Source organism: Streptomyces hyaluromycini, assembly GCF_002217755.1.
In the GTDB taxonomy this organism is placed as follows: Bacteria; Actinomycetota; Actinomycetes; order Streptomycetales; family Streptomycetaceae; genus Streptomyces; species Streptomyces hyaluromycini.
This window is the reverse complement of sequence record NZ_BCFL01000018.1, coordinates 642,879-668,395: the sequence shown is the minus strand read 5'-3', so window position 1 is coordinate 668,395 and position 25,517 is coordinate 642,879. Positions and strand designations below refer to the sequence as shown.

19 protein-coding genes are annotated in these 25,517 nt (G+C 73.6%); 13 read left to right on the top strand and 6 right to left on the bottom strand.

The features are described from left to right. Positions 1-14 precede the first annotated feature (14 nt). The 5 genes from SSP29_RS16115 to SSP29_RS16095 form a co-directional block, all read right to left on the bottom strand. Positions 15-443 (bottom strand): type VII secretion system-associated protein, encoded by a 429-nt coding sequence (locus SSP29_RS16115; RefSeq protein WP_089101319.1) that lies wholly within the window; start codon positions 441-443, stop codon positions 15-17. A 2-nt stretch (positions 444-445) separates the two neighbouring features. Further along, positions 446-757: a WXG100 family type VII secretion target gene (locus SSP29_RS16110; protein WP_089101318.1), complete on the bottom strand. Its 312-nt coding sequence runs from the start codon at positions 755-757 to the stop codon at positions 446-448. A gap of 70 nt (positions 758-827) precedes the next feature. Next, positions 828-1,190 (bottom strand): hypothetical protein, encoded by a 363-nt coding sequence (locus tag SSP29_RS16105; protein ID WP_089101317.1) that lies wholly within the window; start codon positions 1,188-1,190, stop codon positions 828-830. Between the two features lie 423 nt (positions 1,191-1,613). Then, the gene (locus tag SSP29_RS59740; protein ID WP_150134273.1) at positions 1,614-3,152 is read right to left on the bottom strand and encodes a hypothetical protein; all 1,539 of its coding nucleotides are present in this window, start codon (positions 3,150-3,152) and stop codon (positions 1,614-1,616) included. 318 nt (positions 3,153-3,470) lie between these two features. Continuing rightward, positions 3,471-6,833 (bottom strand): hypothetical protein, encoded by a 3,363-nt coding sequence (locus tag SSP29_RS16095; protein WP_089101316.1) that lies wholly within the window; start codon positions 6,831-6,833, stop codon positions 3,471-3,473. 246 nt (positions 6,834-7,079) lie between these two features. On the opposite strand from SSP29_RS16095, the gene SSP29_RS16090 reads away from it, so the two are divergent. Further along, positions 7,080-8,318: a S8 family serine peptidase gene (locus tag SSP29_RS16090; protein ID WP_167449922.1), complete on the top strand. Its 1,239-nt coding sequence runs from the start codon at positions 7,080-7,082 to the stop codon at positions 8,316-8,318. A gap of 269 nt (positions 8,319-8,587) precedes the next feature. Here the strand turns inward: SSP29_RS16090 and eccCa are convergent, their stop codons facing one another. Then, positions 8,588-12,637: a type VII secretion protein EccCa gene (eccCa, locus tag SSP29_RS16085; protein WP_218036910.1), complete on the bottom strand. Its 4,050-nt coding sequence runs from the start codon at positions 12,635-12,637 to the stop codon at positions 8,588-8,590. A 342-nt stretch (positions 12,638-12,979) separates the two neighbouring features. On the opposite strand from eccCa, the gene eccD reads away from it, so the two are divergent. The 12 genes from eccD to SSP29_RS16025 all read left to right on the top strand — a co-directional run bounded on the left by eccD (position 12,980) and on the right by SSP29_RS16025 (position 25,488). After that, positions 12,980-14,341 (top strand): type VII secretion integral membrane protein EccD, encoded by a 1,362-nt coding sequence (eccD, locus tag SSP29_RS16080; RefSeq protein ID WP_245883110.1) that lies wholly within the window; start codon positions 12,980-12,982, stop codon positions 14,339-14,341. Between the two features lie 16 nt (positions 14,342-14,357). Then, positions 14,358-15,845, top strand: coding sequence for a type VII secretion protein EccB (gene eccB / locus SSP29_RS16075; RefSeq protein ID WP_089101312.1), 1,488 nt, complete (start codon positions 14,358-14,360; stop codon positions 15,843-15,845). Between the two features lie 154 nt (positions 15,846-15,999). Next, the gene (locus tag SSP29_RS16070; RefSeq protein ID WP_145968898.1) at positions 16,000-16,671 is read left to right on the top strand and encodes a helix-turn-helix transcriptional regulator; all 672 of its coding nucleotides are present in this window, start codon (positions 16,000-16,002) and stop codon (positions 16,669-16,671) included. Between the two features lie 92 nt (positions 16,672-16,763). Further along, a complete protein-coding gene (locus SSP29_RS16065) occupies positions 16,764-17,189 on the top strand; it encodes a hypothetical protein (RefSeq protein ID WP_089101310.1) in 426 nt (141 codons plus the stop codon). A gap of 159 nt (positions 17,190-17,348) precedes the next feature. Next, positions 17,349-18,176, top strand: a complete 828-nt coding sequence (locus SSP29_RS16060; protein ID WP_245883109.1) for an ABC transporter ATP-binding protein — start codon at positions 17,349-17,351, stop codon at positions 18,174-18,176. A 14-nt stretch (positions 18,177-18,190) separates the two neighbouring features. Beyond that, complete coding sequence (locus SSP29_RS16055; protein WP_089101308.1) at positions 18,191-19,048, top strand: ABC transporter permease; 858 nt, start codon at positions 18,191-18,193, stop codon at positions 19,046-19,048. A 118-nt stretch (positions 19,049-19,166) separates the two neighbouring features. Further along, a complete protein-coding gene (locus SSP29_RS16050; RefSeq protein ID WP_089101307.1) occupies positions 19,167-20,282 on the top strand; it encodes an ABC transporter substrate-binding protein in 1,116 nt (371 codons plus the stop codon). Positions 20,283-20,427: 145 nt separating this feature from the next. After that, positions 20,428-21,489, top strand: a complete 1,062-nt coding sequence (locus SSP29_RS16045) for an LLM class flavin-dependent oxidoreductase (protein ID WP_089101306.1) — start codon at positions 20,428-20,430, stop codon at positions 21,487-21,489. Beyond that, positions 21,489-22,160: a cysteine hydrolase family protein gene (locus tag SSP29_RS16040; protein ID WP_089101305.1), complete on the top strand. Its 672-nt coding sequence runs from the start codon at positions 21,489-21,491 to the stop codon at positions 22,158-22,160. Before SSP29_RS16045 ends, SSP29_RS16040 begins: the two co-directional genes overlap by 1 nt. A 5-nt stretch (positions 22,161-22,165) precedes the next feature. Further along, positions 22,166-23,491: an NtaA/DmoA family FMN-dependent monooxygenase gene (locus SSP29_RS16035; protein ID WP_245883125.1), complete on the top strand. Its 1,326-nt coding sequence runs from the start codon at positions 22,166-22,168 to the stop codon at positions 23,489-23,491. 1 nt (position 23,492) lies between these two features. Next, positions 23,493-24,902 (top strand): MFS transporter, encoded by a 1,410-nt coding sequence (locus tag SSP29_RS16030; protein WP_089101304.1) that lies wholly within the window; start codon positions 23,493-23,495, stop codon positions 24,900-24,902. A gap of 85 nt (positions 24,903-24,987) precedes the next feature. After that, complete coding sequence (locus SSP29_RS16025; protein ID WP_089101303.1) at positions 24,988-25,488, top strand: flavin reductase family protein; 501 nt, start codon at positions 24,988-24,990, stop codon at positions 25,486-25,488. Positions 25,489-25,517 lie beyond the last annotated feature (29 nt).

Here is a 25,517-nt window from a genome sequence, read left to right as displayed (position 1 = left end):
CGCGTGACCACGGCTCAGCTGGTCTTCGTGGTGGTGGTGCTGTTGGAACCGCCGCCCATGTCCGACACATAGCCGTCGATCGCGGACAGGAACTTCTGCGCGTCGACGTCGGCGAGGTTGTCGCCCTGCGTCTTGAGCATGGTGGTGATCACGTTCTCCAGCTCGGTCCGCAGGTCCTGGAACCCCGACTGGTGGTTGTTGAGCACCTTGTCGATCGCCGTGGCCGCGGTCCGCGCGTTCTTGAGGACGGTGTCGCCACCGGTGTCGCCGTCGCTGTTCATCTGGCCCAGCAGCAGCGGCTTCGGTTCGTTGCCGACGTCGAACAGTGCGGGCGGTGTCTGGCCGGGCCGGCGCAGGGCGACGATGTCGTTGTAGAAGCCCGTCACGTCCTTGTCGATGAAGGCCTGGAGGCCCTGCGCGTCGAGTTTCGTGAGATCGGCCATGCTCAGAACTTGATCTCCTCGAAGCCCTGGGCGTTGCTGCGGACCGTGTTCTGGTAGTTGTCCGAGACCTCGTCCAGGGTGGTCGCGTGCTTGTCCAGGATGGTGCCGAGCGACTGCACCTCGGCGTTCCAGGTGGGCTGCACCTTCGTGGTGTACACCTCGCGGTCCGGACCGAGCCAACTGGCCACGATCCCGGCCAGGTTGGACTCCAGCTCGGAGATGACCGAGGCGATGTTCCGGGTCTGCTGCCGCATCTCCTCGGAGAAGGTCAGCGCCTGACCGTGGTCGATGTAGATGCCGTCTTCGGCGGCCATGACGGGCTCCTGAGGGTCGTGGGTTCGGTCGGGTCGGCGTGCGGGGAGGTGAGTGCGGCGAGGGGCCGTGTCACGTGGTCAGCGTCGAGTAGACGCTGTCCGAGGGAGACCCGATCGCGCTCAGGTTCTGCTGCAGCCGCACCAGGTTCTCGTTGTTGTTCTGGGTGTTGTTCGACGAGGTCATGCTGGTGCGGAGCTGGTTCTCCATCGCCATGCAGGTGTTCTTGATGCGGTCCACCTCCGCCGACCAGGTCGCCATGACCTGCGCGTAGGCCTGGCCGTCCGCGCCCTGGTAGTTGGTGTGCAGGGTGGCCGCGGCATCTGCGACCTGGCCCTGGATGGTCGTCATCTGCGTCCGGGCGTCCTCAAGGAGGCTGATGGCGTTGCTGTAGGTCTTTGTCGACGATTCCTGCAGATTGCCGGAAGTGCTCATACCGATCTCCTCTTCGGCGCGCCAGGCGGGTTCCGGGCCGGTCGGGGGAGTGGGCTGTCGGCAGGGCCCGGCCTGTCGCGCGAGTCGCACCCCCGCGGGCGCACGGCGGCGGCCCGGAGGGTGAGGTTTCCTGTCAGTCGAATACGGACGTGACGAACATGACGGTTCATCAGGTCCATATTCATATCCCTCGCCAGGCTAGCCAGCCGAAAGCAGCACGACAATTGGACGGCCGCGAAACTGTACGGACGGGCAGTCTTCTGCCCCGACGGGAATCACGGAATTCTGCAATTAACGGGGAGGGGCGGAGCGTGCTTTCCGGAAATGTACGCCGACCACCCCGGTGTCCCCTCCGCAGCCGCGCACGGGGGAATGCGCGGAACGAGGGGACCCCGGGGTGGACGGGGCTGTGGGCCGTATTCCTCAGTGCTGGGTGCCCGCCGCCCAGAGGGTCGCGTCGCCGGCCGAGAGGATGGCGACGTTGCCGTCGGCCTGGATCACCAGCTCGGCCCCGTCGTTGCCCGCGGTGCCGGAGGACCAGAGGGTGCGGTTGTCCGAGCTGTAGACCACGAAGTTGCCGTCGGCCTGGAAGACCGCGTGGTTGCCCGCGCCCGAAGTGCCCGAGGACCAGCGGACGACGCCGTTCTCGTCGGAGATCACGAGGTTGCCGTTGCTGCGGAGCGTGATCCGCATCCGGTTGGAGGCCACCGAGTCGCCCGCGTCGAGGACGTAGGTGGAGTTCACGACCTTGGTGGACCAGTCGTGCGTGACCGGTGCCGCCGCCTTGACCGGCTTGGCCTCCGGCTTGTCGGCGGCCTCGCTCTGCTTGGTCCCGGTGGACTTCGTCGTCGAGGTCCGGGTGGACTTCACCGTGGCGGGCTTGGCCACCGCGGACCTGACCGTGTCGGCCTTCACCGCGTTCGTCGTGGCCTTGACGGGCTCGACCGCGTCGGTCCTGGCCTTGAGCGGCTCGCCCACCCGCGGCTGCAGTGCGGCGGTGGCGGAGTCCGTCGAGGAGTCGCCGCCGGGGAGGCCGGCGGACACCCCGAGGCTGAGCGGCACGCCCTTCTGCGGGTCTGCCGGCTGCCGCTGGTCCTTCCCCGTCCGCTCCTCGCCGTCGGCCGGCGCGCCCGCGCTCTTGGCGGGCTTCCCGCCGGTCTTCGCCGGCGGCTGCGACTTCAGGGTGTGCGGGGTCGTACCGGTGCCGTCGTCGACGACCGTGTCACCGCCGGCGGCCACGAAGTCCTTGCCGCTGCCGGTCACCACGGGCGGGTTGTCGGACTCGGGCTCGGGGACCAGCGGGGACGCGGGACCGTCGTTCGGCTCGTACGTCGGCATGTCGCTGGCGTAGCTGTCGGCGGTCGCCTTGCCCGTGCTCTCCATGCCGGTCACGTTCTTGGTGCCGCTGTTGTGCACGAACGGCGTGGAGACCAGGACGGCACCGGCGAAGGCGGCGGCCACCATCGGCCAGCGGCCCAGCCTGCCGGAGTGCCCGGCGGCGGTCCGGCCGGGGCGCCGGTGCGCGGCCGCCTCGGCCAGGGCGCCGCCGAGCACGGCCTCGCCCTCCTCGCCGGTGGCGACGGGCGGACCGACGGGCGGCACGGAGGCCGCCGTACCCCGCTCGGGTGCGGCACCGGCCGGGCGGAAGCGCGGCCGCAGCACGCGGCCGGACCGGTCGGAACCGTCCGCGGCGGCGGCCGGGCCGGAAGCCGTCCTGGTGCCGTGGAACCGGCCGCCGGTCACGGTGCCGAGGCCGGCGCCCTCCTGGGCTCCGGCGGTCCCGGCGGTCCCGGCGTGCGCGGCCCGGGCCGTCTGGCCGGCCGAGACGAGCGCCGAGGCCGCGGCGCCGCCGAGGTCGCCGTCGTTCAGGGGCAGCGCGATCGCCCGTCGTATGGACCGGGCCTCGGAGACGGTGGAGCCGGCGGCGGGCGGCGAACCGCCCACCGGATGTTCGGTGGCCATCTGTCCTCCTCAATCGTCTTTCGTGGGGGGCGACACGAGAGGGCCGCCGCCTCGCCCGAGGCGGCGGCCGCACTCGCCGTCATCCAGGCGCCGGGCGGAATCCGTCCGAGGACCGGCCTCCAGGACGTGGCGGTGCCGCCGGGCACCGCCAGGGGTGCCCGCCATGGATGACTCGTCGGAACAAGGTGCGTGGGCGGGCCATACGGCGCGCTCTGCCATTCTTCGCCCCGCTCCGGGCCCCGCACACCCGTCGGGCCGTTCCTTGCCTGATGAGCGGGAGGTTCTGCCCCATCGGGAAAACGGGCGAGCGGGCCCGGCTCAGGCGCCCGGGGCCGGCAGGCCGAGGACGCCGGTGCACCGTTCGGGCCACGGGCCGCCGCCGGGCGGCGCCGTGGCCAGGTCGGCGAGGGCGAGCAGGCGTTTCAGCACGGAGGCGTCGGCGTCGTCGAGGCGGCCCGGGACGGACGGCTGCGCGGACTCCGGGAGTTCGCGCAGCAGCACCACGGTCGCCCCCGCGCGCCGCACGCTCTGGAGCACCCGCAGACGGGTGCCGGGGGCGAACAGCACCTCCCCGGCCAGGACCCCCGTACCGGTACCGGAACCGGTCCCGGTACCGGGACCGGCGGCGGGCTCCGGGTCGCCCGAGGCGCCGGGGCCCGCCTCCGGTTCGGTCAGCACGGCGGCGGCCTTGCGGCCGGTCATGGACCAGATCAGGTAGTGGTCGGCGGGCACGGACGGGTACGACTTGTCGAAGGCGACCGCGCCCACCGGCACCGCCTCGCCCAACTCCTCACCGGGCAGCAGCAGTTCGGCCCGCTCGCCGAACGGCCCGGCGGCCGGCCGCACGGCCGCGCCGCGGTACGAGGGCAGCCGGCGCAGGCCCGAGGTCACACAGCCGAGCAGGGGGAGCAGCTCGGTGCCGCCCGCCTCCAGGGATTCCAGCAGGGCGCGGTGGGCCCCGGCGTCCGCCGTCAGGTACGAGTGCAGCGCGGCGAGATCGGCGGCGGCCTCCTCCGGGTGCTCGCTGTCGCGCAGGGCCGGCAACCGGGTCAGCGCACGCGTCACCGCGCCGCCGTGGTGGTCCCACTGCTCGCCCAGGTACGTCCGTACGGCGTCGCGTTCGGCCTCGGAACTGCGGTGCGACGGGCGGACGGGCAGCCAGGCCACCGAGCGCAGCCCCGGACCGTCCGGACCGGCCCCGGCCCGCTCCCCGGCGCCGGCCGGCTCCGGTGCGGTGCCGCCGGAACCGGCCGCCGCCGGGGGTTCCGTGAGCGGCGGGGCCGAGCTCATCAGCCCGGCCGTCGGGGCCATCGGCAGGCCGAGTTCCTCTTCGGTGACTGCGGCGGGTCCGGCGGGTCCGGCGGGTCCGGCGACGGTGTCCGCGCCGGTGTCCCGCGCGGCGGGTGGCAGCGGAGGCCACGGCGCCCGCTCGGCAGCGGGCACCCGACCCGCGACCGGCCGACCCGACCCGACGGCCTCCGGGACCGCGGGCTCCGGGGCCGCGGGCTCCGCCAACGGTGCTCCCGGCACCGACGGTTCTGCCACCGAGGGGTCCGCCACCGAGAGTTCTGCCACCGAGGGGTCCGCCACCGACGGTTCCGTGACCGGGCGCTCGGCTCCGGACCGGGGTGGTTCAGCGGTCTCGGCTGGTTCGGGGGCAGGAGTACGGCGGACAGCATCCGGGCCGTCCGGGGCCGCACCGGACGGCACCCTGGCGGTGACCGGTTCCCCGGGCGACGACCCGTCACCCGGCCGTACGGACCGGGGACCGCCCCCGGTGCCCTCGGCGGAACGGCGGACGACCGGTGGTGCGGCGGCCGACGCCGTACCGCTCCCTCCTCCCGGTTCGCCGCCCGTCTCCCCTCCCGCGCGGCCATCGGCGGAAGCGGTCCGCGTACCGGCCGGCGTACCGGCGCCGCGCCCGCCGGGGTCAGCCCCGACGACGCCCAACGGCGTGGCGGGGGCGGGCGGTGCGGACACGAGGGTCGCTGGATCGGGAGCGGGCGGCGCGTACCCACCCCGCGCGGGCGCCGCAGGGACGGACCCCTGCGTGACCGGTTCCCCCGCCACGGACCCCTCCGTGACCGGTTCCCCGGCCGTTCCCCGGAGCAGGCCGGTCGCCTCGGCCTCGGCGCCGCCCGCCGGACCCCCGGCGCCCGCCGTACCCGTACGCCCCCTCCGGCGCACGCCCGCACCCGCATCCGCACCGCCCGTCGGCGCGACGCCTCTGCTCCCCGGTACCGCCGCTGCCGTCCCCGTCGGCTGCTGGGCCTGTGAGGTCAGTGCCAGGTCGTGGCGGACGGCGAGGCGGCGCAGGGCGCGCAGGGTCCCCGGGGTGGGGTCGCCGAGGAGCTGGATCAGGGTGTGGGTGCGGACGTCGTCCTGGAGCGAGCCGAGCAGGTGCTCCAGCGGGGCCAGCAGGGAGTCGTCCAGGGTGTCGCCGGGGACGCCGATGTCGACGGTCATCACCTCGGCCCGGACCGGCCGGTTCGCCGATGCCGCGGGCAGCCGGGTGCCCGGCGGGCCGATCCACAGGCCCGCGCGGGTCACGGTGACCTGCCACCCCTGGTCGAGCAGCAGGGTGCCGGTCTCGGCGGCGGGGCTCAGCCCGCCGATCGGGGCCCGCCAGGTGCCGATGCGGGGGGCCGGGGGCGCCGCCGCGCCGTCGGCGGGACGGCAGGTGACGGTCCGGATGTACGGCTGCCAGGAGGGGTTGCCCGCCGCGTCGAGCAGCACCGTACGGGCCGTACCGCCGTGCCCCGGTCCTCCGGGTCCGCCCGGTCCGCCCCACGGTGAGCCGCTGTCGCCCCGGGGCCGGCCGGCCGCGCGCGGCTCGTCCAGCAGCAGTGGCAGCCCGCCCGCGACCTGTACCTCCGTGCCGAGCAGGTCGGCGACCTCCTGGCCGACCGCGAGCAGGTCGCCGCCGTCGCAGGAGACCAGGCGCACGGTGGAGCGGACCGGCGCGGGCAGCGCGGCCAGCGTGTCGGCGAGGGCGTCGGCGGGCACCGGCGCGGTGCCGGTGGTGTCCACGAGCAGCACCGGGCCGTCGGGGTCCACGGGCAGGGCGTACCGGATCGCGTCGGCGCCCTCGGCCGGTGCCTCGGCCGGCTGGATCAGCAGGCCCGCGGGGATGTGCTCGATCACGCAGCCCGGCGCGGTGTTGGGGGCCACCCGGTCCAGCGCGCTCTGCCAGAGGGGCTCGGGGTGGCGCGGGCCGAGGCCGCGGGGCTGCCGGGCGGGGGAGAACTGCCACCAGCCGCCGGGCGCGTCCGGCAGGTCGGGCGCGAACAGGGTGCCGCCCGGCACCACCATGGCCACACCGGCCGGGGCCAGTACGTCCAGGCCCCACCGGTCGGCGATCCGGCGGGCCGGGCTGGGGCGTTCGGGTATGTCGACGGCGCCGCCGGACATCACCATCCGCAGCAGTGTCGTACCGGCGGCCCGGCACTCCTCCAGCGCGGGTTCCAGCAGGTCGCTCAGGGCGTCGGTGTCGTCGAAGCCGGCGCCGACCAGCACGGTGGCCGTGCCGGGGAAGGCGCCGGCGCCGGTGACCACGTCCAGCGCCCGTGCCGCGTCGGCCAGTTGCTCGGGGACCGGGCCGGCCGCGTGCACGGCGTACACGCCCTTCGCGCCGGTCAGGCGCAGCGGGCCGCCCTGGCGGGACTTGGAAGACCGGTGCAAGACGTCAACTCGATTCTCAACGTTGTTTTCCGGCGGCTTAGTGGCCTCAACTCCGGGAATATACTGCCCGCGAATAAGAGTGCAGAAGCGTCCGTCGTTTTTGAGCGACAGCGCGCGATCGCGGAGACAAACAGCGCCTGGAATGTCACGGACCCGTCCGGGAGTTCGGCGACGGGAACCTGCGGTGTTCCGGAGAATTCCCGAGCGCGCGGCGGGCACAGCATGGCGAAGACAGCGGGAGGCGGCATGGCCGACAGCCGTACACGAGGTTTCCGGTGCACCGGCGGTACGGCGCTCGCCGCCGCCCTGCTGTGCTGCGCCACCGGAACCGCCGTCGCGGACGGTACGCCGAGCCCGCTGCCCTCCGCCGGTGCCGGCACCGCGCCCGCGCTGCGGCTCCCGGTCGTACCGGCCCGCCTCGACCTCACCCGGGCGTCCTGCACCAAGCCGTCCGGCACGGTGACGACCGAGGTGCCGTGGGCGCAGCAGAACCTGGAGCTGACCCGCGCCCACCAGCTGACCCGGGGCGCCGGGGTGACGGTCGCGGTCGTGGACACCGGGGTGTCGGCCGCCGCCTCCGGGCTGTCCGGCCGGGTGACGGGGCTGGGGGCGGGGGCGACGCAGGACTGTGTCGGGCACGGCACGTTCGTCGCCGGGATCATCGCCGCGGCATCGCGCACCGGGAGCGGTTTCAGCGGGGTCGCGCCCGCCGCGCGGATCCTCGCGGTCCGCGGCACCGGCACCGACGGCACACCGGACGAGGCGCGGGTGGCCGCGGGGATACGGGCGGCGACCGACGCCGGCGCCGGCGTCGTAGACGTGTCGCAGTCCTTCCCGAGCGGCACGGCCGCGCTGAACTCGGCGCTGGAGTACGCCGCGAGACACGATGTGCTGGTGGTCGCGGCCGGTGTCCCGGACACGCTCACCGCCACCTCGACGGACAGCGGCGACCAGCGGCCGACCGTCGCGTACTGGCCGGCCACCCGGCCGGGGGTGCTGTCGGTGGTGGACCTGGACATCGACGGCGCCCGGCCGGACGGCGCGGTGGACCCGGCCCGTGCCGACCTCGCGGCCCCCGGGCAGGGGATCACCGGCATCGGGCCGTCCGGCAAAGGGAGCTACCTGGCCAACGGGCCCTCGGTGGCGGCTGCGTTCGTCGCCGGCGCCGCCGCCCTCGTCCGGGCCTACCACCCGGATCTCACCGCCGCCGAGGTACGGACCCGGCTGGTCGCGGGCGCCTACCCCGGCGAGGTGCCGCGCCTGAATCCGTACGGCGCGCTGTCCGCGGTGCTGCCCACGGCCGAGCCGTCGGCGAGCACGGCGGCCTCGCACGCGATCCGTCTCACCCCGGTCACCGAGGACCCGGCCCCGGCCCGCCGCGCCTACACCGTCCTGGCGGCGTCCGGCACCGCGGCGGCCGTACTGACCGCGACGGCCCTCCTGGCCAGACGCCGCCGCGACCGCACGACGACGCCCGACGCCTGACGCGTCGCCTGACGTGGCACCTGCCCCGGCACCGGGCGCGGCACCGGACGCGGCGCCTGCTCCGGCACCGGGCCCCGGCGTCTGCTCCGGCACCGGGCCCCGGTACTTGCCCCGGCACCGGGTGCGGCGTCTGCTCCGGCACCGGGCCCCGGTACTTGCCCCGGCACCGGGTGCGGCGTCTGCTCCGGCATCGGGCCCCGGTACCTGCCCCGGCACCGGACGCGGCGCCTGACCCGGCACCTGCCCCGCGCTCGGGCCCGCGCCCGGTGTCACAGCAGCCCCGGCTCCCGCTCCGCCGCCGTCTCCAGCAGCGCCGTCTGCACCTGGAGCGTGCGTCGCCGGGTGATGTACAGGCCACGCCCCGGAGGCAGGATGCGGGGCTTGACGTTGTTGAAGAGGTAGCCCTCCGCGGGCGGGCAGGACATCAGCAGGCCGGGGGAGTTGGTCTCCAGCATGCGGCGGACCAGCTGGTCGTTGATGCCGCGCATGGCGCCCGCCGCGGCCCGGGCGACCACCATGTGGAAGCCGGTCTCGTAGCCGAGCGGCAGGTGTTCGAGGAGGGGCTCGAAGGGGGTCCGCATCGGTGCCGCGACCAGGTCGTAGTCGTCGACCAGCACGAACAGCCGGGGCCCCTTCCACCAGTCGGCGAGGCGCATCCGCGCGGGGGAGATGTCCTGCCCCGGCGTACGCGTCCTGAGCGCGCGGGCGACGCCGTCGACCAGTTCCCGGAGCTGGTCGACGGAGACGGCGTGGCCGAGCCGGTACTCCTCGGGGACCGCCTCGATGAGGTTCCGGCGGAAGTCGACCACCAGGATCCGGGCCTCGGCGGGCGTGAACCGCTCGGTGATGTTCTTCGCGACCAGCCGCAGCAGGTTGGTCTTGCCGCTCTCGGTGTCGCCGAAGGCGACCAGGTGCGGGGACTCGGCGAAGTCGTGCGAGAACGTGGCGAGTTCGGTCTCCTCCACACCGATCGGCATCCGGAAGCGCCGTACCGCCGCGACGGCACCGGCGGCACCGGATCCGGTGGGTTCCGGCACGAACTCCGGCAGCTCCTTCGCGCTGAGCAGGGTCGGCAGCATCCGCACCGGCGGCGCGGCCGGCCCCGGCCAGTTCTCGGCGACCGCCGACACCAGGTCCCCGACGCCGTCGGCGAGGTCGGCGGCGCCGGTCACGCCGTCGATCCGGGGCAGGGCCGCCAGGAAGTGCAGCTTGGAGTCGATGGTCAGGCCGCGCCCCGGCGAGCGGGGCACGGTGCCGGCCCGCCGGATGTCGACCATGGAGTCCAGCGGGTCGCCCATGCGCAGTTCGAGGCGGGTCGCGGACTGGTCCCGGACGGCCGCCGACAGCTCCACCCAGCGGGCGGTGGTGGTCATCAGGTGGATGCCGTAGCTGAGGCCGCTGGTGGCGATCTGGTTGATGACCGGCAGATGGTCCTGGAAGTCCTGGCGGACCGTGGACCAGCCGTCGATGACCAGGAACACGTCGCCGTGCGGCTCGTCGGCGAACTCGCCCGCGGCCCGGCGCCGGCGCAGCGTGGCCATGGAGTCGATGCCGTGGTCGAGGAAGAGCCGCTCGCGGCGCGCCAGCAGCGAGGTGACCTCGGCGATCGTACGGCCGATCCGCTCGGTGTCCAGCCGGGCCGCGACCCCGCCGACATGCGGCAGCCCGGCCAGCGCGGTGAGCGTGCCGCCGCCGAAGTCCAGGCAGTAGAACTGCACTTCGCGCGGGGTGTGGGTGAGGCTGAGCGCGGCGATCAGGTTGCGCAGCAGGGTGGACTTGCCGCTCTGCGGGCCGCCCGCGATCGCCACATGGCCGCCGGCCGCGGACAGGTCGACGGTGAGCAGGTCGCGCTGCTGCTCGAAGGGCTTGTCGATGATGCCGACCGGAACGGTGAGCCGGCCGCGCTTCGGCCAGTCGGCGGTGGTCAGGCCGAGGTCCGGGTCGGGGGTGAGCGGCGGCAGCAACTGGTCGAGCGTAGGCGGCTGGTCGAGCGGCGGCAGCCACACCTGGTGGGCCGGCGGCCCGGCGTCCCGCAGCCGCCCGATGGCCACCGAGAGCAGCGAGTCGGCCCCGCCCTCCGGTTCGCTGACATTAGGGTCCCGGGCCGGCTCCGGGGCGGCCGGGGCGGGCACCGGCGCCTGCCGGGCCGCGACGTACTCGCCGGTCCACGGCACCACCTGCCGGGCCAGCTGCTCCTGGGCGAGCGCGCCGGAGCGCTGCCGGTAGGTGCCGGAGACGTACGCCGCCCGGAACCGGGTCAGCGCCTCGATGCCGCTCTTCAGGAAGCCGCTGCCGGGCTGCGGCGGCAGCTCGTAGGCGTCCGGGACGCCGAGCACCCCGCGCGACTCCATGGCGGAGAAGGTGCGCAGCCCGATCCGGTACGACAGATGGCCCTCCAGCTGGTGCATCCGGCCCTCGTCCAGGCGCTGCGAGGCCAGCAGCAGATGCACCCCGAGGGACCGGCCGAGCCGTCCGATCATCACGAACAGGTCCATGAACTCCCGGTGCGCGGCGAGCAGTTCGCTGAACTCGTCGACGACCACGAAGAGGCTCGGCAGCGGGGCCAGCGGGGTGCCGGCGGCGCGCGCCCGCTCGTACTCCAGGGCGGAGCTGTAGTTGCCGGCCGCGCGCAGCAGTTCCTGGCGGCGGATCATCTCGCCGTGCAGGGCGTCCTGCATCCGGGAGACCAGCGCGGCCTCCCCGGCCAGGTTGGTGATCACCGCGGAGGTGTGCGGGAGTTCGTCCAGGCCGAGGAAGGTGGCGCCGCCCTTGAAGTCGACGAGGACGAAGTTGAGCGTCTCGGAGGAGTGGGTGAGGGCCAGGCCCAGGACGAGGGTGCGCAGCAGCTCGCTCTTGCCGGAGCCGGTGGCGCCGATCAGCATGCCGTGCGGGCCCATGCCGCCCTGCGCGGACTCCTTGATGTCCAGCTCCACCGGGCGCCCGTCGGCGCCGACCGCGACCGGCACCTTCAGCCGCCCCGACTCGGCGCCGGCCGCCCGGCGCTGCCAGTAGCCGGCCGGGTCGTGGCGGTGCAGGTCGGGGATGCCGAGCAGGCTGGTGAGCTGGATGTCGGACTCCAGCGGGCGGGTCTCCTCGGCGAGTTCGCCGGTGCGCATCGGGGCGAGCAGGGCGGCGACCGACCGGGCCGCGGCCGGACCGAGCGCGTCGGCGCGGCCCAGCGGGGTGGTCGCCTCCTTGCGGTTGCGGTCGGTGCGCACCAACCCGAGCTCTCCGTCGGCCAGTTCGAGCCGCAGCACGGTGCGGCCGGGCCGCCAGCCGAGCGTCCCGGACAGGTCGAGGACGACGGTGTTGCGGAAGCCCGCCCGGTCGAAGCGGTGGCCCCCCGGCAGCCGCCCGCCGTCGAGGACGACGACCGTGAACGGCTCCTCCCGGCCGGGCACCGCGGCCGCGTCGAACGGCGGCCGCTCGGCGAAGTCCGCGCCCAGCAGCTCCTCCAGCTCGTCGGCGGTGGCCGCGATCAGCCGGGCCGGGCCGGCCGCGTCGGTCTCATGGGGATGCAGGCTGTGCGGCAGCCACTTCGCCCAGTCCCAGTCGGCGCGCCGCTCGGGAGACACACAGAACGCGACGACCATGTCCTGAGGGGCATGCATCACCGCCAGTTGGGCAATCATGGCCCGCGCGGTGCCGAGCACCTGCGCCCGGTCGCCGCGGACGAGCACCCGGGCCCAGGTCCGCAGGAACACCGCGATCGGCTGCTCGGGCACCGTGGAGTAGGCGTTGATGAAGGCGCGCAGCGCGTGCGCGGTCAGCGGGTCCAGGTCGGACACCGGCCGGCTCGCCGTGGTGGTCAGCCGCAGCCCCAGCCGCTGGTCGCCGACGGCCAGCCTGACCTCGGCGAAGTCCTCGTCACCGGCCCGGCGTTCCCACAGCCGCGGGCTGCGGGCGAAGCTCCACAGCGCCGCCGGGTCGGGGTGCCGCCAGGCCAGCGCGCCCTGCTGCTCCGCCACCGCCCGGCGCACCCGGCGCCGTACCCCCGCCAGATAGCGCAGGTAGTCCCGGCGGGCACCCCGGAGCTTGTGCTTGCGTTCGGCACCGGAGCGCATCAACTGGCCGCCCAGCATGGTGCCCATGGCGATCACCATCACACCGACGACGACATAGGTCACCGGGCTGGAGGCGGAGCCGGGGCGGGTGTAGAGCAGCACCATGGCGCCGGACATCATGGCCATCGGCAGATATGTCATCAGCCCGCTGCCGCCCGGGGCCTGCTCGGCAACCGTCGGCGGCTCCTGGAGGGCGAGGTCGCCCGTGGGCATCTCGGGGCCGCTGCGCCGCGCCGACCTGCGGAAATACACCACACTCAAGGAAACGTCACCTCTGGCTCGGGAACGGACCGGCGGCACGCGCCGACTGACATGTGTCGTACGCCGGGTGGCGGGCGGGCGGTGCACCGGCCGGAACACACCAGGTTGACAGGACACCCGGGTGCACCGCACTGTCGACAACGCCCGCACGGGGACATCGGTCCCCCGGCATCACCTCCGCAGTATCACCTGCACGGCACACACAGCACATGACCTCAGGCCGTCCTCAGACATGTCCGGGCGACTTCATGTGCGAACGAACCCACCTTCTGAACGAAAGGGCAGACGACCCCGATGAGCGAGAGTCCGGTGGCGGCCTTGCCTGGTACAACCGGTGTGTGCCGACTGACAGTTCGGGGGCCGGAGAAGTCGCTCGACCTCGCGGTGCCGGCCGACATCCCGGTGGCGGACCTGCTGCCGGTGATCGTCGGCTACGCCGGGGACGACCTGCACGAGGCCGGACTCGAACACGGCGGCTGGGCACTGCAGCGCATCGGCGGCGCCCCCCTGGACCCGGAGGGCACCCTGCAGTCGCTCCAACTGCACGACGGAGACGTGGTGTTGCTGCGCCCGGCGACCGAGGCGCTGCCGCCGGTCCGGTTCGACAACCTGGTGGACGGGGTCGCGGCGACCGTCCGCGGACTGCCCAACGCCTGGTCGCCCGCGGTCAGCCGGTGGGCCCTGCGGTCGGTCCTCGCCGCGGTGCTGCTGGGTGCGCTCATGGTGCTGGGGCTGTCCGGCGGCGACCGCGTCGGCCGGGCCGCGGTGTGCGCCGCGGCGACCCTGCTCCTGCTGGCCGGTGCCGGGGCCGCGGCCCGGGTGCTCGACGACGTGCCGAGCGCGGTCCTGCTGGGCCTGGCCACCGGCCCGTTCGCGGCCCTCGGCGGCGCCCTGCTGGTGGGCGGTACGGCCGACACCCACGCGAGCGGCGCCCGCTGGCTGGCCGGCGCGGCGGCCTGGGGCGTCTGCACGGCGCTCGCGATGACCGTCGTCGCAACCCTCCCGGTGGCCTTCGCGCCGAGCGTGCTGGTCGCGGTCGCCGGGCTGCTGGGCGGCGCCCTGATGCTGTCGACGGACGTGGGCGTCGACGGCGCCGCGGCCGGGGTGGCCGTACCCGTGATGGTCTTCGGGGCCTTCGTCCCCATGATCTCGTTCTCCCTCTCCGGGCTGCGGCTGCCCCCGCTGCCGGCCAACGCCGAGCAGCTGCAGGAGGGCATCGACCCGTACCCCAGCGCGGAGCTGACCGCCCGTACCGCGGCCACCGACCAGTGGATGACCGGCCTGTACCTCGCCGCCGGGCTGGTCTGCGCCGGCTGCTTCGCCGGACTCGCCCGGCACCCGCAGGCCCCGCAACTGCTCACCGGCGGCCTGCTGTCCGCGCTGCTCCTGCTGCACGGCCGCAACCTCGGCAACGCCTGGCAGCGCCTCGCGCTGGTGGTGCCCGGCGCGCTCGGCGCGGTGCTGCTGACCGTGTGCGCGGCCCTGCACCTCGGCGCGAACGGGCAGCTGACGGCGGTGGCGATGCTGCTGGCCGGGGTGGTGGTCGCGGTCGTGCTGTGGTCGGTGCCGGGCCGCCGGCTGCTGCCGTACTGGGGCCGGGCCGGCGACCTGGCGCAGTCCGCGGCGGCGATCGGGCTGCTGCCGGCGGTGCTGTGGGTGCTGGACGTGTACGCGGACCTGCGCGGGATCAAGGGCTGAGGACGGGACAGGGACCATGCAGACCCGGCGCGAGCAAGTACAGGCGCACCGCTTCGTCGTCTCCCGGCTGACCACCGGCCTGATGCGCACCGACCCCGACGCCCTGGAGAGCCCCAACCGCCGGACCAACCGCGGCCTGGCCGTCGGCGGCGGCCTCGGCGCGGTGGCGGCCATCGGCTTCCTGGTCTTCGGCTTCATCTCCCCGGGCGGCTCCACCGCCTGGCAGGACGGCAAAACGCTCGTCGTGGAGAGCGGCACCGGCAACCGCTACCTCTACGACGGTTCGCTGCGCCCGGTCCGCAACTACGCCTCCGCCCGGCTGATCGTCGGCACCGGCCTGAGCACCCGTACGGTCCCCGCCGCCTCGCTCGCCGACACGCCCCGCGGCAGCGCGGTGGGCATCCCGGGCGCCCCCGACACCCTGCCGGCCGCGGACCGTCTCGACACCGGCCGCTGGGAGGTGTGCGCCTCGACCCGCACCACCGGCAGCAGCGCGCACACCCCGGCCACCACCCTGGTCGTGGACGGCGCGACCGCCGGCGCCGGGCTGCCCGCCGGCCAGGCACTGCTGGTCAGCGGCCCGGACCGTACCGACTACCTGGTGTGGCGCGGCAACCGCTACCGGCTGGCGTCCGGCACCGCCACCGCCGAGGCGCTCGGCTACGGCGCCGCCGACCCGCTGCCGGTGTCGGCGGCCTTCCTGGACGCGCTGCCGGCCGGCGCCGACCTGGCCCCGCCGGCCGTCCCGGGCCAGGGCACCGCGGGACCCGCACTGGACGGCCGCAAGACCCGCGTCGGCCAGGTCTTCGTGGTCCGCACCCCCGGCTCCACCGAGCGCTACTACCTGCTCCTGCGCACCGGCCTGGTCCCGCTCACCGCCACCCAGGCGGCCCTGTCGCTCAGCGGCCCCGGAGTCCGCGAGAAGGCCTACGGCGGCGCCGCACCGGTCGCCGTCGCCATCACCGCCGACGCACTCAACGGGGTGCTGGTGCAAGGCGATTCGGACGTCGAGACGGCCGGCCGCGCGCTGCCCGCCACCCCGCCCGCGCTGCTGCCGGTGAGCCAGACCCAGGAGGCGTGCGTACGGCTGCGGGCGGCCGGCGGCGCGACCGCCACGGGAACCGGCACCGGTGCGGGTGTCGGGGTCGGTGTCGCCGTGATCGACGCGGGCGCGCTGCCCGCGCACGCGAAGACCCCGGCCGGCACCGCCTGCCTGCCCGTGGACTCCGTGGCCGTACCCCCGGACGGCGGCAGCCTGGTCCGGGCGCTGGGGGCCGGCGGCGGCCAGGTCGGGGACACCACCTACCTGGTCACCGAGACCGGGATGAAGTACCTGGTCCCGTCGGCCGCGGCGGCCCAGGACCTCGGCTACGACCTGTCCGCCGCCCGCGGCCTGCCCTCCGCGCTGCTGGCCATGCTGCCGACCGGCCCCGACCTGTCCCCGCAGAGCGCGATCGCCGGGGAGGCGACGGCCGGCACCGCACCGGGCTGCGCCGCCCGCTGACGGTCCCGGCCGTCGCGGCCATCTCGGCCGTCGCGTGCCCAACTCCCGTGCCCCCAAAGGCACTAGAGAGCGCCAAATCGGCACAGAGGGGCGTAAGTTTCATTGGGTCATTTGACGTAAGCCGGTGACTCACCGGAGCCATAAAGTGCCGAACGTGCCTGAGAACCAAGCAGATGGAATGTGCGACGCGCTGAGCGTTCCGGTCTCCGTCGTCCTGAGGGCGAGCGACGCGATCCTGGAACACGCCACCGGCGCCTACCTGCAGTCGAGCGCACGCGTGAAACTCCTGGCCGCGCAGGGGCTGCCCGACGCGGACGTCTCCGTCCTCCTGCTGGGCGCCGTGGACGACCACTGGATCAGGGTCATGCGGCAGGACGCCGCCCGCGCCCCCGGCACACCCGTCCCGGTCGTGATGATCGCCGACCGGATCACCGAGCGGCAGCTCTCGCTGGCCGTCGAGTACGGACTGACCAGCTTCCTGTACCGGGGCGACCTGAACCTCGACCGGCTGGTCGACGCCGTCGTCGAGGCCGGCGCCGGGCACTGCCGGATGCCCGAGGACCTGGTGGCCCACCTGATCGCCGAACTGGGCAACCAGCAGCGGCAGCAGACCCTCACCGACCTGTCCCGCAAGGACGGCCTGCTGGTCCGGGAGATCGAGGTGCTCCGCATGCTCTCCGAGGGCATGAACACGGTCGAGATAGCCGACAAGATGAGCTACTCGGAACGCACCATCAAGGGCATCATCCACGAGGCCGTGAAGAGGCTGCGGGTCAGGAACAGAACCCAGGCCGTGGCGTACGCGATCCGGACCGGCATCTTCTGACCCGGACCGGCGTCTTCTGACCCCGGCCCGGAGCAGGATCCGGCCCGAAGCAGGAAACACCTGCGAAACGGGACGTTCCTAGACTCCGGGACGTGCGCCTGACAGTGCTTGACGCCCCCACCGAGTGGAGCCGGTTCGCCGAGGGCTCCGTCGAACGCCGGATGCTGCTCGCCCTCGGCGAGAGGCTCGGCATCGCGCTGCGCCCGAAGCCGCTGATGCTGCCGGACGGCAGCCGGGTCGAGGTCGAGGGGATCGACGCCTCGGGCCGCGTGCTCGTCCAACTCGTCTGCAACCAGGGCGCCTACAAGCCCGCCTACCGCAACAAGGTCATGGCGGACATGTTCAAGCTGCTCTGGCTGAGGAACTCGGTGCCCACCGCCGAGCGCACGGTCCTCCTCGTCACCGAGGTGATCGTGCAGGCGCTGGGCGGCTGGGTGGCCCGCGCCGCCGCGGATCTCGGCGTCGAGGTCTACGTGTTCGACGGCGACACCGTCGTAACACTGCCGCGCCGAACGTAAAACCGATGAAACGGACCGCCGCGACCGGGTGAAACACGGGGTTTCTACTGTCGGGGGCACCTAAGCGGATTTCCGCGTGGCAGTTCCGCACTCGCCACGCACGCTCTCCGACTTCCAGGATCGGGCCTTCGTGCTCGCGACATGGATGGGAGCGTGAAGGTGACTGGTACGCCAGCACTCGACCTGCGGTCGGTGCGCCGGGTCTACGGATTCGGGCCGTCCGCGACGACCGCCCTCGACGACGTCCACCTGTCGGTACCCGCGGGCCGCTTCGTCAGCCTGATCGGGCCCAGCGGCTGCGGCAAGTCGACGCTGCTGCGGATCGCGGCCGGTCTGGAGGAGCCCGACCACGGCACCGTACGGGTGCACGGGGTGGAGCCGGCCGAGGCGTGTGCCGCCAAGATGATCGGCCTGGTGCCGCAGAGCCCGGCCCTGCTGCCCTGGCTGTCGGTGCTGCGGAACGTCACCCTTCCCCACAAGATCAACAAGGGTGCGGCGCGCCGCCGGGAGCGCATCGCGGGCAACGCCGAACGCGCGGCGACCGGCGCTCCGGACATGCGGGAACTCCTGGTCAAGGCCGGTCTCGGGGAGGCCATGCACAAGCTTCCCGCCCAGCTGTCCGGCGGGATGCGGCAACGGGCCGCGATCGTCCGCGCCTTCGGACTGCGGCCCGACGTCCTCGTCATGGACGAGCCCTTCTCGGCGCTCGACGAGTTCACCCGCGAGAGCCTCCAGGACCAGCTCCTCGATCTCTGGGACGAGCTGGAGACCACGGTCCTGTTCGTCACCCACTCCGTCTCCGAGGCCGTCCGGCTCTCCGACACCGTGGTCGTGATGGCCCCGCACCCCGGCCGCATCGTCGACACCGTCGAGGTCGACCTGGAACGGCCCCGCGGCGACCGCCTCTTCGGGGAGCGCCGGTTCCACGAGTACGAGGACCTGATCCGGGACCGGCTGCGCCGGGCCTGGCGCAGTGAAGCCGCGTGAGGGAGGCGGGAGCGATGACCGTAGCCGACGAACGTACCGCCGAGGCCGCCGCCGGGACCGAACCGCCCGCCGAACCGTCCCGCTACAGCCTGCGGCATCCGAAGTCCCGGATCGCCTGGATCCGCCCCGCCGTCTGGGCACCGCTCCTCGTGATGCTGGCACTGCTCGCCCTGCTGTGGCAGTGGGGCGCCGACGAACTGCCCTACCTGCTGCCCCCGTTGGGGAAGATCGGCACCTCGCTCACCGCCGAGTTCGGCTACTACGTCGACAACGCCCTGGTCACCCTGGGCGAGGCGGCTGCCGGCCTGGGGATGGGGTTCGCCGCCGCGTTCGTCCTCGCGGTGCTGACGAGTGAACTCCCGCTGCTGCGGCGGGCCGTCATGCCGATCGCGGTCGTCCTCAACGTGACCCCGCTGGTGGCGATCGCGCCCGCCCTGGTCGTCGCGTTCGGCTTCGGCCCGCTGCCCAAACTCGTCATCGCGGCCCTGATCTGCTTCTTCCCGATCCTCATCAACACCGCCGCCGGACTGCGCTCGGTGCCCCGGCAGGTCCTCCAGGTGTACCGGACGATCGACGCCGGCCGCGTCGAACTGCTCTGGTACGTCCGCATCCCCCACGCGCTGCCGTTCCTGTTCGCCGCGCTGCGCATCGTCCTCCCGCTGTCGATCATCGGCGCCGTCGTGGCCGAGATGTCGGCGTCCGGCTCGACCCGCGGCCTCGGCACCGTGATCAGCGTCGCCTCGTCCATGAACCAGCTCCCGGTCGTATACGCCTCGATCCTCGTCCTCGCCGTCATGGGCGTCCTGCTGCTGCTCGCCGTGACGCTGGTCGAACGCCGCGTCCTGCACTGGCACGACAGCACGCACGACTGACCGGGCCCGCGCCCACGCCGCCTCGCCCGGGGCCCCGAGGGCCGGGGCGCCGACGACCCGTGCCTTCCTCCATCCCACGCACCAACGCCCGGCGGACACCGCCAGTCTGGAGTCACCCATGCAGTCGCGCCTCGCCAGATCCGGCCTCGCCGCTCTCGCCGCCGTCACCCTGACGGCCGTGGCCGCCGGATGCGGGTCGGGATCCGACGCCACCACATCCAAGGGCTCGGAGGGATCCGCGATCTCCGCCGACCGCTGCGCCGAGAACAAGGCCGCCGGGAAGATCACCTACCTCTCCGGCTACCAGTACCAGTCGTCCGCGTCGATCCTCGAATACATCGCCGCGAGCAAACTCGGCTACTTCAAGGACCTCTGCCTCGACGTCACCCTCAAGCCCGGCACCGGCGACACCTCCCAGAACACCAAGCTCCTCGCCAGCGGACAGGCCACCGTCAGCCCCGTCGCCGAACAGGACGTCATCCAGGCCCGCGCCAACGGGATCGGCATCACCGGCGTCTCCTCGTACTCCGACGCCGGCCTCGACATCCTGATGACCAACAAGGACATCACCGACCTCACCCAGCTCGACGGCAGGACCGTCGGCCACAAGGGCTATGTGCCCGCCTCGGTCCGGGCGATGCTGGTCAAGGCCGGAGTGAAGTGGGACTCGCTCAAGCTGGTCAAGGAGGGCTACGACCCCTCCGTACTGCCCCGCAAGCAGGGCGGACTCGAAGCGCTCACCGGATTCGTCTCCAACGAACCCAACCAGCTCAAGGCGGCCGGTCACGACGTCACCGTCTGGAAGCCGGTCGACTACGACGTCCCCAGCTCGCTCGGCGCGATGGCGGTCAACCCGGCCTTCGCCAAGGCCCACCCGCACGCCGTCGAGGACATCCTGCGCGCCGCCCTGCACGCCTACGCCTACTGCGCGGCGAGCACCGCCCACACCACCGAGTGCGTCGGCTACGCGGCCGGCCTGTCGGGACCGACGTACGACAAGAAACTGAACGCGACCATCTGGCAGACCGAGACCCAGGTGGTGAAGGACAACCCGACGCCCGGACAGCCGCTCGGCGGCCTCGACCCGAAGAACGTCACGGCGCTCGTCGCCATGCTGCACCGGTTCGCGATCGTGCCGGCCGACGTGACCGCCGACAAGGCCGCGACATGGTTCGACACGTCGTACGTCAAGAACATCTACAAGGACGGCAAGCTCGTCTGGCCGGCTTCCTGAGAGGCTCCGGCAGGAGCGCCCCATAGGGTCGCGGGGCTGCATCAATGTGCGGCTCCGCCGCGTGGGCGCGACCAGCCACGATGGCGCCGCACCCGACCGACGACCCACCCCGGCCCCCACCCGCACCGCAGGAAAGGCCCCCAACGTGCCCACCAAAGAGTACGGAATCTTCCTCCCCATCGGGAACGGCGGCTGGATGCTCTCCACCACCGCCCCCCACCCCGAGGCGAGCTACGCCTGGAACAGGCGTGCCGCCGTGCACGCGGAGGCCATCGGCCTCGACTTCGTGATGTCGATGGCGAAATGGCGCGGCTTCGGCGGCACCACCGACCACTGGGGGCGCTCGCTCGAATCGATGACCATGATGGCCGCCCTCGCCGAGGCGACCAGCAGGGTGAAGATCTGGGCGACCCTGCACGCCAACGTCCACAACCCCGCCGTCGCCGCGAAGATGTTCGCCACCCTCCAGGACATCTCCGGCGGCCGCGCCGGCATGAACATCGTCAACGGCTCCTACGCGGGGGAGTTCGAACAGTTCGGCCAGTGGGACCCGGACCTCAGCCACGAGGACCGCTACCGGATGACGGAGCTGTGGACGGAGGCGGTCACCCGGCTGTGGGCCGAGGACTCCGTCACCCTGCACACCCCGTACTTCGACCTCGTCGACTGCGAGTCCCGCCCGCATCCGGCCGTCCGCCCCACCCTCATCAACGCGGGCCGCTCCGAGGACGCCCGCCGCTTCCAGGCCCGGTACGCCGACGGTGCCTTCCTCGCCGCCGAGAGCCTCGACGAGATGCGCATGCTGTCGACGGACGTCCACGAACGGGCGGCGGCGGCCGGCCGGGTCTGCAAGACGTACTCCATGCTCACCGTCGTCCAGGACGAGACCGACGAACTCGCCGCCGAGAAGGTCAGGGCATGGGGCGCCGGCCTGGACCGGGAGGCCCTCGCCCATATGCGCAGCACCTGGGGCATCCCCGAGGAACAGGCCCGCGCCTGGGCCGAGGGTGCGGACGGGGAGGCCGCGTTCCAGACGCCGTACGTCGCGGGATCGGCGAGCACCGTCACCGACCACATCGAGTACATCGTGCGCGAGGCCGACCTGGACGGGCTCATGCTGATCTTCCCGGAGTACGACGAGGACATGCTGCTGTTCGGCAAGACCGTGCTGCCCGAACTGCGGGCCCGGGACGGGGTGACCGCCTGATGCCCGGCACCGGCACCGGCCTGCGGGAGAGACAGCTCGCCCGCCTCGCCCGGCCCGGCAGCGGGCCCGCCCTGGTCGTGGTCGACGTACAGCGAGACTTCGCCGAACCGGACCGCGTGGCCGCATACGGTCCGACGGACGACGCCCTCGCGGCCCTCGACCTGGCCGTCACCCGCATCGAGCACCTCGTCGCGGCCGCGCGCGAACTCGACGTCCCCGTCGTCTGGGTCGAGCTCGGCAGCGACCCGGCGCGCCCCTGGCGGGCGGGCAACTGGCTGCGCGGCGGCGACTACGACGCCCCCATGGGCCCGGACGAGCCGTGCCTGCTCGGCACGGCGGGTGCGCAGTGGTACCGGGTGCGGCCCGCTGACAGCGAAGCCAGGGTCGTCAAGCGCGGCTACAGCGGGTTCCTCGGCACCGACCTCGACGCGCGGCTGCGCGCGGCCGGCCGCGGCTGGCTGACCGTCGTGGGCCTGACCAGCGAGTGCTGTGTGTACGCGACCGCCCAGGACGCCGTACAGCTGGACTGGCCGGTCGTCGTCCCCCGGGACGCCACCGCCGCCTACGACCTCGACGTCAACGCCGCCGCCCTGGTGCAGCTGGGACTGAACGTCGCCGTACTCAGCGACGCCGACGAGGTCGTCGGCCTGTGGAAGCGGGGCGCCCGGTGACCGGCATGCACATCGGCTTCGACCTCTCCTTCACCCACACCGAGGGCGCCTGGGCCCGGCCCGGCTCCTGGATCGGCACGGACTTCCCCGACGTCCGCCTGTACATGGAGCTGGCCAGGACCGCCGAACGCGCGGGCGTCGGCCTGCTGTTCTTCGGCGACGGCAGCGGCATCCCCAGCACCTGGCGCGGCAGCATCGCACCGGCCGTGGAGCGGGGCATCCAGTGGCCGCGCCACGACATGTCCCCGGTGATCGCGGCGATGTCCACGGTCACCGAACGCATCGGCTTCGGCCTGACCTACTCCTCCACCTTCATGCACCCGTTCTACGTCGCCCGGCTGCTGAACTCGCTCGACCATGTCACCGGCGGCCGTATCGCCTTCAACGTGGTCGCCTCCACGCGCGGCGCGGACGCGGCGAACTACGGCTTCGGCGAGCTGATGGACCACGACCTGCGCTACGAGCGGATGGAGGAGTTCGTCGCCGTGTGCCGTGCGCTGTGGGACTCGGTGGCACCCGACGCGATCGTCCGCGACCGGGCCACCGGCCGCTTCGCCGACCCGGCCAAGGTGCACCCGATCGACCACAAGGGCCGCTTCTTCACGGTCAAGGGCCCGCTCGCCTCCGTACCCAGCCCGCAGCACCATCCGCTGATCGTCCAGGCGGGCAACTCGCCGCGCGGCATAGCCGCCTCCGCCCGCTTCGCCGACCTGGTCTTCGGCTTCGGCGGCAACCTGGCCGCCCAGCAGCGGCACCGCAAGCTGCTCGACGAGGCGCTCCTCGCCGAGGGCCGCGACCCGGCCGGCGTCGGCATCCTGTGGGCCACCCAGGTCATCGTCGGCCGTACGGCGACCGAGGCACGGGCCCGCCGTGACGCGCTGCAGGCCTTCTGGAACGACGAGGCCGTCGCCACCCACCTCTCCCACAACATGGGCTACGACCTCGCCACGCTCCCGGAGTCCTTCCGGCTGGGCGAGCTGCGGGACGCGATCGTCGCGGCCAACGCCAGCCCGGCCGGTCTCGTCGGCTCGCTCCTCGCGGAGTTCGGCGCCGAGCACACGATGAGCCGCGAGGAGTTCTTCGCGCACGGCCGCAGCAGGGCGACGGGACTCGACCACGGCATCGTCGGGGATCCCGGCACCGTCGCCGACGCCCTGGAGGAGAACTTCGCGGCGACCGGCTCGCGCGGCGGCTACATGTTCTCCAGCCCGCTGGCCATGCCCTCCGGCTTCGCCGACATCGCCGAACTGCTCCTCCCCGAACTGCGCCGCCGGGGCAGCCTCGCCCCGGCCTACCCCGGCAGCACGCTGCGCGAGAACCTGGCGGTGTGAGATGACCGCAGGGAGCGAGCGGCGCGACTGGCTCGCCCTCGCCGGCATCTGCGCGGGCTTCTTCATGCTGCTGCTGGACAGCACCGTCACCTCGGTCGCCCTGCCCGCGCTGATCAGCGGCCTGCACACCACCGAGACCGTCGCGATCTGGGTCAACAGCGGCTATCTCATCGCCTGCGCCGTCCCCCTGATCGTCGCGGGCCGGCTGGGCGACCGCCACGGCCACCGGCGCGTCCTCCTCCTCGGCCTCGCCGCCTTCACGCTCGGCTCGCTGCTGTGCGCGCTCGCCCCCACCGCCGCGGCCCTCGTCGCCTGGCGGGTGGTCCAGGGCATCGGCGCCGCGCTGATGACCCCGCAGTGCCTCACCCTCATCAGGGCCCTGTTCCAGCCGCCCCGCCTCGCCGTCGCGCTCGGCGTGTGGGGTGCGGTCGGCGGGGCCGCGGTGGCCGCCGGCCCGCTGCTCGGCGGCCTGCTCGTCGCCGCCGGCGGCTGGCCCGCGGTGTTCTGGGTCAACGTGCCCGTGGGCATCGCGACGATGGCCGCCGTGACCGCGTTCGTACCCGCGCTGCCCCGGCAGGGGGCCGTCATCCCCGTCTGGGCGGTCTGCGCGAACGCGGCCGGTGCCGGGGCACTCGTCCTCGGCGTCCAGGGCACCGACGCGGCCCGCGCCGACGTGTGGGGCATCCCGCGCTGGCTGCTCGCCGCCCTCGGCGCGCTGCTCGTCGCGGCCGTGGTCCGGCTCCAACGCCATTCCGGGCAGCGGGCGTTGGTCCCGATCGGCGTACTGCGCAGCCGTGGCTTCGGCACCGCGGCCTGGGGTGCCGCCGCGGCCTCCTTCTGCTCGGGCTCGGCGATGATCCCGCTGATGCTCTACCTCCAGCGGGAGCGCGGGCTCGCCCCCGGCACGGCGGCGCTCACCCTCGTACCGATGGGCGTGGTGTGCGTGCTCGGCGCCCCGCTCTCGGCCCGCCTCAACAACGGGATCGGCCCCCGCGCCGTGGCCGTCGCCGGCTCCGCCGCCCTCGTCCTCTCCGTCGGCGCCTCGGCGGCACTGGTCGCGACGGACGCGCCGATCCCCGTGCTGACCGCCGCCTTCGCGGTGTACGGGGTGGCCAACTCGTTCGTCTGGTCGCCCTTCTCCATCGCCGCCGTGACCACGGTCGCCCCGGACGAGGTCGGAGCGGCCTCGGGAGCCTTCAACGCCATGAAACAACTCGGCGCGGTCCTGGGCAGTGCGGTCTGCGCCGTCCTGCTGACCGGGTTCGGCTATGCCGCCACCCTCGCCGTGCTCGCCGCCGCCGGCCTGCTCACCCTCCTCGCCGCCACCCTCCTCCAGACCGGCCGCCACCCCGGGGCGGGACCTCCCGGAACCAGCACGGCCACCCCGCACCTACCCACAGGAGTCGCCTGATGAAGACGGCCGCCGTCACCGACAACCCGCGCCCCGCCCGGCGGGGCCCGGCCGTGCCCGACGCGGCGAAGGCGAGGACCGCACGATGACGACCCCGGCGGGCTTCACCTCGGACCCCGGTGACATACAAGGGGCGTTCTCCGCGTTCCCGTCGGGCGTCGCCGCCCTCTCCGCACGCGTCCACGGCGAACCGACCGCCATGATCGTCTCCTCGTTCGCCGTCGGCGTCTCGCACCGCCCGCCCATGGTCTCCTTCGCCATCCAGCACACCTCGACCACCTGGCCGGCGCTCGCCCGCGCCCGGACCGTCGGCGTCTCCGTCCTCGGCGAGGAACACAGCGGCAAGGCCCGCCAGCTCGCCTCCCGCAGCAAGGAGGGCCGCCTCGTCGGCCTCGGCACGCTGGAGACGGAATCGGGCGCCATCTTCCTGGAGGGCGCCCCGATCTGGCTGGAGTGCACCGTCGAGCACACCTACCCGGCCGGCGACCACGACATCATCGTGCTGCGCGTCCTCGCCATGATGACGGACGACGACCGGAGTCCGGTGGTGTGGCATCGGCGGGAGCTGAAGATGCTGGCGGGATGAGGAGGGGGCGACGGACTCTGTCCGCCGCC

Bases quoted from the DNA above. Each gene is read 5' to 3' on its own strand.
- SSP29_RS16115 (WP_089101319.1), bottom strand. From the start codon at position 443: ATGGCCGATCTCACGAAACTCGACGCGCAGGGCCTCCAGGCCTTCATC.
- SSP29_RS16110 (WP_089101318.1), bottom strand. From the start codon at position 757: ATGGCCGCCGAAGACGGCATCTACATCGACCACGGTCAGGCGCTGACC.
- SSP29_RS16055 (WP_089101308.1), top strand. From the start codon at position 18,191: ATGACCGTAGCCGACGAACGTACCGCCGAGGCCGCCGCCGGGACCGAA.
- SSP29_RS16025 (WP_089101303.1), top strand. From the start codon at position 24,988: ATGACGACCCCGGCGGGCTTCACCTCGGACCCCGGTGACATACAAGGG.
- SSP29_RS16090 (WP_167449922.1), top strand. From the start codon at position 7,080: ATGGCCGACAGCCGTACACGAGGTTTCCGGTGCACCGGCGGTACGGCG.
- eccB (WP_089101312.1), top strand. From the start codon at position 14,358: ATGCAGACCCGGCGCGAGCAAGTACAGGCGCACCGCTTCGTCGTCTCC.
- SSP29_RS16035 (WP_245883125.1), top strand. From the start codon at position 22,166: ATGCACATCGGCTTCGACCTCTCCTTCACCCACACCGAGGGCGCCTGG.
- SSP29_RS16030 (WP_089101304.1), top strand. From the start codon at position 23,493: ATGACCGCAGGGAGCGAGCGGCGCGACTGGCTCGCCCTCGCCGGCATC.
- SSP29_RS16040 (WP_089101305.1), top strand. From the start codon at position 21,489: ATGCCCGGCACCGGCACCGGCCTGCGGGAGAGACAGCTCGCCCGCCTC.
- SSP29_RS59740 (WP_150134273.1), bottom strand. From the start codon at position 3,152: ATGGCCACCGAACATCCGGTGGGCGGTTCGCCGCCCGCCGCCGGCTCC.
- SSP29_RS16050 (WP_089101307.1), top strand. From the start codon at position 19,167: ATGCAGTCGCGCCTCGCCAGATCCGGCCTCGCCGCTCTCGCCGCCGTC.
- SSP29_RS16105 (WP_089101317.1), bottom strand. From the start codon at position 1,190: ATGAGCACTTCCGGCAATCTGCAGGAATCGTCGACAAAGACCTACAGC.